This is a genomic window from Gloeobacter violaceus PCC 7421 (assembly GCF_000011385.1).
GTDB classification, from domain to species: Bacteria; Cyanobacteriota; Cyanobacteriia; order Gloeobacterales; family Gloeobacteraceae; genus Gloeobacter; species Gloeobacter violaceus.
The window spans coordinates 3787986-3800526 of sequence record NC_005125.1 but is presented as its reverse complement, the minus strand read 5'-3'; the positions used below and the strand labels follow the sequence as shown (position 1 = coordinate 3800526).

Here is a 12541-nt window from a genome sequence, read left to right as displayed (position 1 = left end):
TGAAGTCTGACCGACTCGGGTGTTGGCCTGGAGTTGCAGTGGTTTTTCGGGGTGCAACACCGTTCCGTCGAACGTCGCTTCAATATTCTGAGTCACAGGCTTGTTCTTTCTGGATGCCTTCAGTCTAAACCTCTGCAAGACCACCGATCGGATCAATTCAAGAACGGCTTGCACTTATAGAAAACCGTGCTCGGCCAGGAAGGCAGGGGTCAGGTTTTCCTGGCTGTCACGTTTACTGCCGCCCAGAAGCTTCTCGACGTACTTGCCGATGAGATCCGCCTCCAGGTTGACTGGGTCACCGGGTTTGATTGCACCCAAGGTTGTTTCGGCAAAGCTGTGGGGGATAATCGCTACCCGGAACCAATCGCCAGCAGTGTTGCAGGCGGCCACCGTCAGGCTGATGCCGTCGATGGCGATGCTGCCTTTTTCGACGATGTAGCGGGCCACCGCCGGCGGCGCCTCGAAGTCGATCTCCCAGGAAAGGCCGGCGGGATGAACCGCCACACAGCGGCCGACGCCGTCGATGTGGCCGGTGACGATGTGGCCGCCCAGCTTGCCCCCGGCGCGCAGCGCACTTTCGAGGTTGACCGCGTCGCCCGGGATGCGGCCAATCAGCGTCGTGCGATCGAGCGTCTCCTGCGACAGACCGGCGGTGAAACTGTCGCGGTCGAAGCGCACGACGGTAAGACAAATACCGTCCACGGAAATGCTGTCGCCCAGGGCCACGTCTTTGAGCACTTTCGCAGCCCGAACGGCGATTTCTTCACTGCCCAGAGCCAGCAGAGTGCCCGTCTCCTCGACGATGCCGGTGAACATCAGTTGGCCCTCGCAAGCGCAGGGGCGGCGCCAAGCCCGTGGGTGCGGCCGAAGGTGTCAATTGCAGCCAGGGCGCGGTCGCGGTAGGCCCAGTAGCGCTGCTGCTTGTGGCGGATGCGGGGGGTAATTTCGGGAAGCAGGGCGAAATTGGGGGGCATCGGCTGGAAGGTTTTCGGATCGCCGTGGCTCACGTAATCCACCAGCGCCCCCGCCATCGTCTCGACCGGCAAGACCAGCGGATCTCTACTCTGAGCCAGGCGGGCGGCGTTGGTCCCCGCGAGCCAACCGCCCGCCACCGCCGCCGTGTAGCCCTCGGTGCCGGTGAGCTGGCCGCAGGCCAGTAGCCGGGGATGGGCGTGAAACTGCAGCGTCGGGGCAAGCAGATGGGGCGAGCACAAAAATGTGTTGCGGTGCATCACCCCAAGGCGGACGAACTCGGCCTGCTCCAGACCGGGGATCATCTGAAAGACGCGCTTCTGCTCGCCCCATTTGAGGTTGGTCTGAAAGCCGACCAGATTCCAGAGGCGACCCGCCCTGTCCTCCTGCCTGAGCTGCACACAGGCAAAGGGCCAGCGGCCGGTGCGCGGGTCGGTGAGTCCCACCGGCTTGAGCGGGCCGTAGCGGAGCGTCTCGTAACCGCGGCGGGCCAGTTCTTCCACCGGCAGGCAAGCTTCAAAAAATTTGCGCTCCTCGTGCTCGAATTCTTTGAGTTCAGCCTGCTCGGCCGAGGCCAACGCTTCCCAGAACGCCCGGTACTCGGGCTCGCTCATCGGACAATTGTAATAAGCCGCCTCTCCCCGGTCGTAGCGCGAGGCCAGAAAGACTTTTTCGGTGTCCAACGATTCGCCCGCGACGATCGGGCTTGCGGCGTCGAAAAAGCTCAAGTACCCCAATCCCGTGAGCGCCTGCAGACCGTGGGCGAGCGGCTCGGAGGTGAGCGGGCCGGTGGCGAAGACGACGAGCCCCGCGGCGGGAATTTCCGTCACCTCCTCGCGGCGCAATTCGATGAGCGGATGGTTGGCCACACGCTCGGTGAGTTCCCGGGTATAGACCGCCCGGTCCACCGCCAGCGCCCCCCCCGCCGGGACGGCATGGGCGTCGGCCACGGCGATCACCAGCGATCCCAACCGCCGCAGTTCTTCTTTGAGCAATCCCGGCGCCCGGTCGGTGGCCATCGCCCCGAAGGAATTGCTGCACACCAGTTCTCCGAGGTGGTCGGTGTGGTGGGCGGGACTGGGTCGCACCGGCCGCATCTCCGAGAGCACCACCGGCACCCCGGCGCGCGCACACTGCCAGGCCGCCTCCGCCCCGGCAATACCGCCCCCAATCACTCTCACCGGCTCGATCATGGCCAACGTTTCGACGACCACTCCAGTGTGCCATCCCCCCGCCGCCCATAGCCGCAAACCGGCCGCCGCGACAATTTTCCCGGAGTTGTTGACAAAGACTATCAATAAACTTAGTCTGACCATTAAGGCGGCTTTCGCAGCAGCCTTCCGGGCGGGCAAAGCGGCGGTGGCCAGCCTGTCCATAGGGTTGGTCGTTGCGGGGGCAATTGCTTTGGGTTTTCCCATGCCCGTGGGTCTCGTCTCCAGTTCTGTTAGTGAAGTTTCTCAATAGATGGCCGAAGCACCTCAAGTGATGGAAACGCTTGCACAGGCACCCTTGCAGATGGCAGACGGCGGCAATGTGCACCTGCACGTCCTGCCGGGGGAATGGCTGGGACTGATTGGGGCAAGCGGGGCGGGCAAATCGACGATGTTGCGGTTGCTGGCCCGGCTGTTGGCCCCCTTCGGCGGGGTGGTGCGCCTGGATGGCCGGCTGTTGCAGTCGGGCGGCATTTTGGAGGCCGCCCAGGCGCTCGGGCTGATTCCCTGCGGCCTGGCACCCACGGGCCTCACGGTGTGGGAGACGGCGGCGCTGGCGCGGGCCGGTTCGCGCGGCTGCCGGTTGGGGGCCGAAGATCGCAAAGCGGTGGATTGGGCGCTGGCGCGCGCCGGGGTGGGTGATCTGGCCGACCGGTTGGCCGAGCCGCTGCTTGGCGCTGCCCGCCAGCGGCTTTTTTTGGCCCTGGCCCTGCTGCAAAGTCCGCGGGTGCTGCTGCTCGACGATCCGACCATCGCCCTCGATGCGCGCGAGCAACTGGCGCTGTTGGAGTTGCTCGCCGATCTCAAGCGCACCGAGAATCTGGCGGTCGTGACCGTCTTTGATGATCTCAATCTGGCGGCGCGCTTTTGTGAGCGTCTGCTGCTGCTCAGTGACGGCCGGCCGGTGGCCGGCGGCACTCCCGGACAGGTGCTCGCAGCACCGCTGTTGGAGCGGGCGATGGGGGTCGAGTTCTATCGGTTCGAGACGCCCTTCGGCCTGCAGGTCTTTCCTATTCGGATTCTTTCGGAGTAATTGCGCCCATGCATGGTTTATTCCGCCCGCACTTTGCGGGACGGTGGAACGCGGCTGCGTTCGCCTGGTGCCTTGTTTGTGTCCCAGTTGCCCCGGCTGCTGAAGTACCGCACCTGGCCGAGCTTGAGCGGCCGGCCACCGAAGCGGGGTTGCTTACCCAGCAGCCGCTCCCGGAGCCTCCCTCCAAAGCTCCGGCACCTGGGAGTACTCCTGCAGAACCGGTCTCGAACTTTGTCCTGGAAGATGTGAACGTGACGGCCAACCGCCGCACCCAGAGCGATCTGAGTACGCCGCTTGCCATCACCGTGATCCCCAAAGAAGAAATCGACCGGCGGCGGGCGCGGGCCACGACCATCGCGGACTTGCTCAATACCGTCCCCAACTTCAGCCAGTCGTTTACGGGGGGCCGCTTCATCAGCCAGCCGCGCCTGCGGGGCGGTCTGGGGGGGCGCGGCTCCCAGTCGGGGCTGCTCATCTTGGTGGACGGCATCCGCCGCAACAATACCAACGGCACCGAAGACTATCTGCTTGATTTTCCGGTCGATCAAATCGAGCGCATCGAGGTGATCCGGGGGGCGGCCTCGGTGCTGTACGGTACGGAAGCGGTGGACGGCGTCATCAACCTCATCACCCGCCGGGGTGTTACCGAGCAGACCGCGCGCCTCAGCGCCAACTTCGACTTCGGCAGTTCTGAAACATTTCGCACCGGGATCGGCCTGAGCGGCAAAGCGGGCAATCTGCGCTACCTGACGCGCTTTTCGAGCCAGAACGTCGGGGATTACCTGGATGCCACCGGGAAGACCCAGGTGCGCAACCGCTTCGATTCTCAGAACTATCTGGCCCGCCTCACCTATGAGTTCGACAACAAAAGCGAGCTGGAATTCGAGTTTCTCGCCTCGCGCACGCAAAATCTGCTGTTGCCCATCGTTTCTGATAGCGGAGCGGTGTTCGATTTTTCCTTTCCTTACCGCAACCGCGACCAGTACGCCTTCACCTACCGCAACGCAAATCTGCTCGGAAGCGAATTTCAGGCGCGGCTCTACTACACCGGCTTCGAGCGCAACTTCCGCAACAACATCTTCCTTGAGGCCGGACCCGGGGCATTGATCCCCACTTCGCTGCAAGACCAGCGGCCGATTCTCACCAGCCTGGGCGGCATCGCCCAGTTCGTGAGCACCCTGGGAGCCGCCAAGCTCACCTGGGGGCTCGACGCCTACAACGAGAGCTACTCCAACAACGACACCGAATTGACCGGCGGCGTCGCCGACTCGACTCCCCAACGCCCGAGCGGCTCCCAGCGCTCCATCGCCCCCTTCGCCCAGGCGGCCGTGCCGATTGCTGCGGGGCTCAACCTCACCGCCGGTCTGCGCTGGGACAACTACCGCCAAGCGGCGCAAGCCACCGCCCTCAACCCGGTCTGTCCGCTGCCTTTTTTGCCTCCTGGCGTGCCTTGCCCCTTCCCGTTGCCGCCGGATAGCTTTCCGGGCAACGTGCGCGAGACGAGTGAACTCATCCCAGCGGCGGGCCTCACCTGGGAATTCGCTCCAGGCTATGCGCTACGCGCCAGTTACGGCCGGGCCATCCGCAACCCGAACTTTTTTGAGTTGTACGGCGGACCCCAAAGCGTCGGTGTCACCCTCGGCAATCCGGGCCTCACCACCGAGCGCTCCGAGACTTACGATATCGGCATCAGGGTGCGCCAGGGCCGATTGCGCGCCGATATCGGTTATTTTCTGAGCAACTTCGATAACAAAATCGTCGCCCAGGCGCTGCCCGAGTTCGGCGGGCTGGTGTTGCTGCCGGCCAACATTCGGCGGGTGCAGGGCTACGGCTACGAGGCGGAGGCGTCCTGGGAAATCGTGGACGGCCTGACTGTATTTGGCAGCTACGGCACCGTCACCGCCTACGACCAGGACACCGGTACCCGCATCGGCTCTGCCCAGGGCTATCAGCTCGTGCCCGCCTCAGCAAGCATCGGGCTGCGCTTTCAGGAGCGCTCCGGCTTCTACGCCCAGGCCATCTTGCGCAACGTACCCAGTTACTTCGCCACCGCCCCGGCCGGTCAAGGCAACGGGTTTACCGTCCTCGATTTTGATCTGGGCGTGCCTTTGAGCGGGGCAACCCGCCTGGGGATCGGGGTGACCAATCTTACCGACGCTCTATATCGCGAGCCTTTCACAACCTTCAACGCCCCCGGTGCCCAGATTTTCGCCTCGCTTGCCACGGAGTTTTGAATCAAGCTGGCAGAATATCCCAGTCTTCGGCAGCAAGGGGCTCGAAGGCATTTTCATAGAAGAAAGAGGTACCCCTCAAGGGATAAAGACTGCGATTTTCACCCGCAGGTATCGAAGACCGAATCGAAATCGTTACTTCCAAGACATCGCCCGCTTTGATTGGCAAGCCCTCAACACTCAGTGATCCGTCCTTGACCACGATGATTTGAAAACTATGGGCCTCCATTGCAGCTCCTTATAGTTGCGTCCTCCTACTCATTAGATTTTTCAGCAATCGTTTCGGCAAGAAACCCACGGCCAACCTACCGGATCGGCCGTGGGAGCAGGGAGAACGACAAAATCGCGAAATCAGCTTCTGCCGGCAGGATCGGCCAGACCGTCAATCGGACTGACGTCCCCCATAAAGGCGATCAAGTCGGCGGCGGTGAAGCGTCCGTCCTCGCGGGCGATGGGCCGCTTGGGTTTCCAGGTGGGGCAGCGGTTGAGGAAGGAACTGCTGTCACCTTCGAGCAGACCCACGAACACCTCCGCCAGGATGCGGCTGCCAACCGGGCCGAGGCGGCGGCCACCGTGCTTGATCTGGGCCTCCTTGAGGACGTAGTACCAGAGGGGAGATTCGATGTGCAGGTTGTGCTTTTTGGCCACCGCGCCGTCCGGACCCTGGGCGATTTGCTCCGGGCTCAGCGGCTCCATGCCCATGCGCAGGGCCACCGACTGGCCCGGCGGCAGACCGACCATCTTGCCGCGCAGCAGGTTGCGCACGGCGAGGGAGGCAAAAGCGTCCGGGCGGCCCTGCCCCTCGACGTTGGGCAACACGCTGAGCGGCTCCACCAGGAATGGATCGAGTTTGCGGCTGGGGTTGGTGGGCAGAGAGGCATCGAGATCAAAGAATCGGCGCCAATCGATGATCCAGTCGCTCGGAACGGGTACGTTGGCAAAATCGTTCGGCTCACCCGACTTGGCCGTAAAGCGGAACAGCAAATCGAGGGTGGCCGGAGTCACCCCACCCGGCCGCGGGGTGAAGACCCGGTTGTAGTCGTAGACCGAGCGGATCATGCTGTGACCCAGGCGGTAGACGGCCACGGAGAACTCCACCGGGATAAACGGAAAATCCTTGTACTGGTAAAAGCGGCGGCCGTTTTTGAGTACGTCATCCAGTTGCCCTTGCTCGATAATGCGGGGCAGAAAGTCGTGCAGCACGATCCACTGGTAGTGCCAGATCAGCAAATCGCGGGCCTCCTCGAAGGGGGACTTGCGCTCGGGCGACTCGCTGGGAATTTCGCCGCTGCGGATGAGGCGGACGAGCTTGTTGTGGGCCTTCAAAAAAGCAACGTGCAACTGGGCGACGATCAGGTTCTCATCGTTGCGCTGGTCGCCCAACAGCGCCGTGCCCTCGGCGTTGCGCGGCAGGTCGTTGGGCTGGGAGACCGGTACGTCGGCATCACCGGCGCCGGGCTGGGTGTTGGTCAAACCGACCAGCAATTCCTCCACCGGGCCTGTGCGGCGGATGTTCGTGACCGGGTCGGTAGCGGCAGGAGGTTGACGGTAGAGGTAGGGCTGCACCGCCGGGCCCGAGCCGTAGACCGAATCGAGATCGAGCATCGGCGAACGGAAGTTGGTGAGCGCCTGCGGATCGATGAGCGTTTCCTGCAGGGAGGTGGTGTCGAAGGTGATGTCGTGGTCGATGAACTGGCCCAGGTAGGTGTAACCCGCAGGCACCTCGGGGTTGTCCCCTTCGGGGGTGTTCGGTTCGACGTCGCCCATGGCCAGGCCCAGTTCGATGAGCGCCTCGTTTGGGGGCAACAGCGGACGCAGACGGGCGAACATGCGGCCGAACTTGCCGGAGGGCACGAACTCGCCCAGTGGGTACTGCTCACCGGTGCGCGGTGCGTGGCCGTGGCGGCGGACCTCCGGTCCGCGGCGGCTCGCAGAAGGAGGGACGGAGGTGGGTCTGTCTTGGGTACTGGTCATCTTCGTCACCCGATGATGGATTGAATCGAGAGGTCTGGATACAGAGCGGCCCGTCGGCACCAAGCGTCATACCCGGGCAGGCGCGCCGCAAGCTTCGGCTTGCAAAACGCGGACTGACGATTTGGATCGACGCGGCGACCGCCCGCGAGGCCCTAGGGCCGTGCCGGTCATGGCCGTTGTTGAGAAATGATTGCCGACAATAACCGAACATCCGCCGGGACATTCGTTCTCTTGCCGCCCTGGAAAATCATTCGCGCCGACAAGCGGGATGCTCGTCGGCAGGACAGTAGTCGATTCGGTGCTGATCGACTGTAGATTTGTGCATTTTGAATTATGCATTGCTGTCGAAACGTCCGTGGGCGCAGGCCCGACGGCCGATCCATGGGGCTTCCAGGCCGCAGGCGACCCGGAGCGACTACTCTGAAGTCAGGAGAATCGCACGGTCTCGATGGAACAACTGCTCTACCTGGAAGTTCCGGCACCGACGGCGAAGGTGCGCGAGTGGCTGCAGGTCACTTTTCGCCCCGCCTTCGGCACCCCCTCGCCCACGCCGGACGGCTTTCGGCTCAGCTACGAGGACGCCGAGTGGGTCTGCTTTGTGTGGGAACTGCAGCGGACCACTTATCTCAAAGTCTTTCGGTGGAGTGATAAGCCAAGCGCCGCCGAGGCAGGCTGGGTGTCGGATCTCAAGACGCGGCTGGAGGCGGCTTTTCCGCTCGCCTACCCCGAACTGCCCACCATCGACCTGGGGGGTCAGTCGATTTTCGAGGCGCTGCGCCCTTACTATCCGCTCACGGTGCACTACTTCGAGACCCGGATGGAAAACGGCGAGTACGCCCTCAAAAAAGCCTACTGGTGGGAAAAGCGCTGGCGCGAAGGGGCCGCAGGCCGCCTGGCGGCACCCGAACCGGTCATCTTCAAAAGCCGCCCCGCCAATCCGCCGCCCATCACCTACGACCTGATCTACTGCGGCGCCGCCCTCGGGATCATCCACGCCGCCGCCATGGCCCGCCTCGGTTGGCGGGTGGCGGTGATCGAGCGCGGCCCGTTCGGCGGGATGAACCGCGAGTGGAACATCTCCAGGAGCGAACTCGAATCGCTCGTCGAACTGGGACTGTTTGGCCGCGAGCAGGTCGAAGGGCTCATCCTCAACGAGTACTACGACGGGCTCAACAAGTTCTACGACGGCAACGTGCCGCCCCGGGCCAAGGGCAAACTGCTGCACACCCCGACGGTCCTCAACGTCGCCCTGGATGCCGAGAAGCTGTTGCACCTGTGCGGAGAACAGGTGCGCGCCCACGGCGGCGATATTTTCGACTGCACCGAGTTCGATCGCATCCACGTCTGGGAGGAAGGTCTGGTCGTCGAAGCCCATCAACTGGGCACCGGCGAGCGGCTGCGCCTGGGTGGGCGGCTGTGCATCGACGCGATGGGATCGGCTTCGCCGATTGCCCTACAGCTCACCGGCGGCCGCGCTTTTGACTCCGTTTGCCCGACGGTGGGGGCGGTGGTGAGTGGCTTCAAGCCGGGGGTGTGGGACCTCAAACTGGGCGATGTGCTCTGCTCCCACGGCGACATCTCGCGGGGCCGCCAGCTCATCTGGGAACTGTTCCCGGGCAAGGGCGACGAGATGGCGATTTATCTATTTTATTACCATCAGATCCACCCCGACAACCCCGGCAGCCTGCTCGATCTCTACGAGGATTTCTTTGCGATCCTCCCCGAGTACAAGCGCTGCGATCTCGGTGCGCTCGAATTGAAAAAGGCGACCTTCGGCTACATCCCGGCGGGCTCCGCCCTGGAGACCCACGAGCGGCGGGTGGCCTTCGACCGGTTGCTGACCATCGGCGATGCCGCCTCGCTGCAGTCGCCTTTGGTCTTCACGGGCTTCGGCTCGCTGGTGCGCAATTTGCCCCGGCTGTGCGAGTTGTTGCACACGGCCTTGCAGCACGATTTGCTCGCCGCCGCCGATCTCGACTGCGTGCGCGCCTCCCAGAGCAACATCGCCGTCACCTGGCTTTTTTCGCGGGCGATGATGGTGCCCACCGGTAGGCGGCTCTCGCCCGAGCGCATCAACGCTATTCTCAACATCTACTTCGATATCCTGGCCGATAGCCCCCCCGGCCTGGTGGACGCCTTTCTCAAAGACCGCCTGGGCTGGATCGAGTTTACGAATCTGGCCCTGCGCGCTGCCTTCAAAAACCCCCGCATCCTTACCTGGGCCGTGGACGTGGTGGGCACCGAGACCCTCGTCAACTGGCTTCCGGCTTACGGCCGCTTTGCCTTCGATTCGCTGCAGAGTGCCGTGTTGGGCGGCTGGCTGCCGGAGGTGGTGCGCTCCGCCCGCCACCGCCTCGAAAAGACCAATCCCCGCCTCTGGTATCGCCTGTTGGCCTGGAGCTACCGGCTCACCTACGGTATCGGCCGCCCGGCCCGCACCGGATTTGTTCTCAGTTAAGATGACCTCGTTGCAAAAAATGCGGGAGAACCAGTGATGAGTGAAGTGCAGACGCAGCCCTCGGCCGCCGATGTGTTCCGGGCAGCCTACGAGAACCGCTACACCTGGGATGCCGATTTTCCGGGTTTCGAGGCGGATTTTACCCTGGTGCTGAATGACGAAACCCACACCGGCACCGCCGCCATCCTCAAAGACTTGAGCGTGCGCGTCGAGACCGCTGACGCCAAGGCGCAGGAATGGCTCTACAACCAGCTCAAAGACGTGGTTGTCCACCGCAAGCGCTCCAGTTTCGAAGCGGCCCACAGCAAACACACCTTCAGTTTCGACGGTGAAGCCGACGAGACCGGGGCGCTGCCGGTGACCGTGGGCGGCGACGCGATGGGCTCGAATTACAAAATCCGCGACAACCAGGTCGTCCAGGTCTCCCGGACAATGGGGCGCATGGCCTTCACGATCAACCACCTGGCCAAGATCGATACCTCCACCGGTTATCTTTCGACCGCCTACAACGCCGTGTTCCGCAACGCCCAGAGCGGTGAAGTGACCGCCCAGCGCAGATTCGAAGACACCTACGAAGAGTACGAAGGCTACTGGGTGATGACCAGGCAGGTTGTCCACAGCCGCGAAGGCGACACCTCGACCGTCACCGAGATCACCTTCACCAACCTGCGGCCAGTGCAGTAACAGAGTTTCGGGTGTCGCTCCGAGCTGGCCGACACCCGACGCCGATTCCAACCATCCAGCACAAACGCAGCTACCTACCCGGCACCAGTTCCACCTTCACCCAACCCGGCTGGCGCAGGTCGAGAGCTTTGTAGGCATCGATCGCCGAGAGCATCGGTTCGACCTGGGTGAGGATCTTGCTCGGTTCGAACGACAGGTTTGGGAGCCATCCTGTTGACAAGAAAGCCAAAAGACGCCTATTATTTAGGAGTCCTAAATAAATTGCCGATGAGGCAAGCGGGATGTTTGAAGAAGTCCCCGGCGCGATCGAGAGCAAAGTCCTCGATGGGCTGGCTCGGATTGCCACAGTCATGAAGGGAGAGACCTGGCAGGTGGCGGGCGAAATGGGTCTGACGCCTACCCAGGTCCAGATTTTGAAGCTGTTGCACCTTCGTTCTCAAGAGGTGGTACGTATGTCGGAAGTAGCTCGGGAACTGTCCGTCACCCCGGCCACCGCGAGCGACGCTGTGGGTGCCCTTATCCGCAAGGGCCTGGTTGCCAGAACTCTGTCGCCACAGGATGCCCGGGCTTTTGTTTTGACATTGACCGAAGCGGGAGCAGCCCAGGCCAACCGCCTGGTGCAGTGGCCCGCGAGCCTGCTGGAGGCGGCCGGTACCCTGGCGCCGGGCGAGCAGGCGGCAATGACTCGATGTCTTATCAAGATGATCCGTTCTCTGCAAGAGCAGGGCCAGATTCTCCCGGCGCGGATGTGTGTCAATTGTCGCTACTTTCGACCCCACAGCTATCCAGGTTCGAACACTCCGCACCACTGCGCCTTCGTCGACGCGCCCTTCGGTGATCGCAACCTGCGCGTGGAGTGCCCGGATTACGAGAGGGCCGAGCCGCAACTGGCCGACCGCAACTGGTCAACTTTTATCCGTGCACAATCACAATCCGACAGCTCATTGTGATCGTAACGGTGGTTTTTGAGCAGCAGTCCAAACAACCGCCGGCTTGAAAGGCGCCTTCCCAAGCCCCGACAAGTTTCATTGCTGATTTTCCTAATCAGGTGTTGCGGGCAGAGCGGGCGGTCGCGCTCGCTTTGCGCAGATTCCCGTCTATCCATCGAATCCAAGGAGATCTCACCATGTCGAGTATGCTTCGTTCGTTGTTGCTGGCCGGCACAGCCTCCGTCGCGCTCATTACCGGCACGGCCTTTGCCCACGAGGCCCTCACCCCTGTTGCCACCAGCACTACCGCCGATGCAAGCACCATCGAGGCGCCCGCGGGCGGTGCGGTGAAGCCCGAGTGGGACATTGTCCGCACTGTAATCGCCACCGAGGGCAACGTCGCCGTCTTCCGCATGGAGGTGAGCGGTAAGGCGGGTGCCGCCAAACCGACCGCCACCGGCAAGTACGCGGGCACCGAGATCTACGCCTATGTCTGGCCGACTTCGATCGACCCAGCCGAGGTCGGTTTCGAAGCCAAAAGCGGCATCCTCGCCTTCGCGGTCGCCACCCACCCGGACTTCGACGACACACCCATTTTCGACGAGAACGGCGACGGCAAACTCGACAACGACGGCAACACCTGGCACACCCACTGGGTGGTGCTCGTCCCCGACGAGACGATGCCCGGCATGCTGAAGGTGCGCGATTTGCCCGAAGGGGTCAAACCCCGCCTGCCCAAGACCTGGCCCGGCGTGCCTATTTTCATCGACAGCCCCGGTTACTCGCCCGCCATCGGCACCCGCACAGTCGAGGTACGTGTTCCTTTTGACAACATCGGCGCTGTCAAAGGAGCATCCTTCGACGGTGTAACCGCGGGTCTGCGCGTCAACGCCAATCTGCACAAGCCGCTGTGGCGCGTGCCCAACGTCTTCGATGTGGCCTCAGGCAAACTCACCCTGCCCGGTAAGATCCGCTAAGCATCCTGCAGCTTCCGCCCGGGGTGCCTACCCCCGGACGGTTCTTTAGAGTCGGGAGTGGTCGGAACAGCA

12 protein-coding genes are annotated in these 12541 nt (G+C 63.0%); 7 read left to right on the top strand and 5 right to left on the bottom strand.

Annotation, left to right across the window (positions count from 1 at the left end; all coding sequences use genetic code 11):
• Positions 1–174: 174 nt before the first annotated feature.
• Together GLL_RS18590 and trmFO are read right to left on the bottom strand one after the other, a co-directional pair.
• Entirely contained in the window at positions 175–816 is a 642-nt protein-coding gene (locus GLL_RS18590) for a riboflavin synthase (protein ID WP_011143593.1), read from the bottom strand.
• Positions 816–2165 carry an FADH(2)-oxidizing methylenetetrahydrofolate--tRNA-(uracil(54)-C(5))-methyltransferase TrmFO gene (trmFO, locus tag GLL_RS18585; protein ID WP_164929333.1) on the bottom strand — a complete coding sequence of 450 codons (1350 nt, stop codon included), beginning with the start codon at positions 2163–2165 and terminating at the stop codon, positions 816–818. Before trmFO ends, GLL_RS18590 begins: the two co-directional genes overlap by 1 nt.
• Here trmFO and GLL_RS18580 point away from each other — a divergent pair.
• The 3 genes from GLL_RS18580 to GLL_RS18570 are packed head-to-tail and all read left to right on the top strand — an operon-like array spanning position 2164 to position 5450.
• Positions 2164–2436, top strand: coding sequence for a hypothetical protein (locus GLL_RS18580; protein ID WP_164929332.1), 273 nt, complete (start codon positions 2164–2166; stop codon positions 2434–2436). The two genes, trmFO and GLL_RS18580, sit on opposite strands and share 2 nt — an antisense overlap.
• Positions 2437–2457: 21 nt before the next feature.
• Positions 2458–3216 carry an ABC transporter ATP-binding protein gene (locus tag GLL_RS18575; RefSeq protein WP_164929331.1) on the top strand — a complete coding sequence of 253 codons (759 nt, stop codon included), beginning with the start codon at positions 2458–2460 and terminating at the stop codon, positions 3214–3216.
• Between the two features lie 8 nt (positions 3217–3224).
• Complete coding sequence (locus GLL_RS18570; RefSeq protein WP_011143590.1) at positions 3225–5450, top strand: TonB-dependent receptor; 2226 nt, start codon at positions 3225–3227, stop codon at positions 5448–5450.
• A gap of 1 nt (position 5451) precedes the next feature.
• On the opposite strand, the gene GLL_RS18565 is transcribed toward GLL_RS18570, so the two are convergent.
• Together GLL_RS18565 and GLL_RS18560 are read right to left on the bottom strand one after the other, a co-directional pair.
• Positions 5452–5676: a hypothetical protein gene (locus tag GLL_RS18565; protein WP_011143589.1), complete on the bottom strand. Its 225-nt coding sequence runs from the start codon at positions 5674–5676 to the stop codon at positions 5452–5454.
• 122 nt (positions 5677–5798) lie between these two features.
• The gene (locus tag GLL_RS18560; RefSeq protein WP_164929330.1) at positions 5799–7421 is read right to left on the bottom strand and encodes a peroxidase family protein; all 1623 of its coding nucleotides are present in this window, start codon (positions 7419–7421) and stop codon (positions 5799–5801) included.
• 448 nt (positions 7422–7869) lie between these two features.
• On the opposite strand from GLL_RS18560, the gene GLL_RS18555 reads away from it, so the two are divergent.
• On the top strand, positions 7870–9879 hold the full coding sequence (locus tag GLL_RS18555) for an NAD(P)/FAD-dependent oxidoreductase (protein WP_011143587.1): 2010 nt from the start codon (positions 7870–7872) through the stop codon (positions 9877–9879).
• A gap of 36 nt (positions 9880–9915) precedes the next feature.
• Positions 9916–10563: a DUF3386 domain-containing protein gene (locus tag GLL_RS18550; RefSeq protein WP_164929329.1), complete on the top strand. Its 648-nt coding sequence runs from the start codon at positions 9916–9918 to the stop codon at positions 10561–10563.
• Positions 10564–10633: 70 nt separating this feature from the next.
• Here GLL_RS18550 and GLL_RS18545 read toward each other — a convergent pair whose 3' ends face one another.
• Entirely contained in the window at positions 10634–10783 is a 150-nt protein-coding gene (locus GLL_RS18545) for a hypothetical protein (RefSeq protein WP_164929328.1), read from the bottom strand.
• A gap of 61 nt (positions 10784–10844) precedes the next feature.
• Here GLL_RS18545 and GLL_RS18540 point away from each other — a divergent pair, with 61 nt between their 5' ends.
• A complete protein-coding gene (locus tag GLL_RS18540) occupies positions 10845–11513 on the top strand; it encodes a MarR family winged helix-turn-helix transcriptional regulator (RefSeq protein WP_011143585.1) in 669 nt (222 codons plus the stop codon).
• A gap of 176 nt (positions 11514–11689) precedes the next feature.
• The gene (locus GLL_RS18535; RefSeq protein ID WP_165444153.1) at positions 11690–12469 is read left to right on the top strand and encodes a hypothetical protein; all 780 of its coding nucleotides are present in this window, start codon (positions 11690–11692) and stop codon (positions 12467–12469) included.
• Positions 12470–12541: the final 72 nt, after the last annotated feature.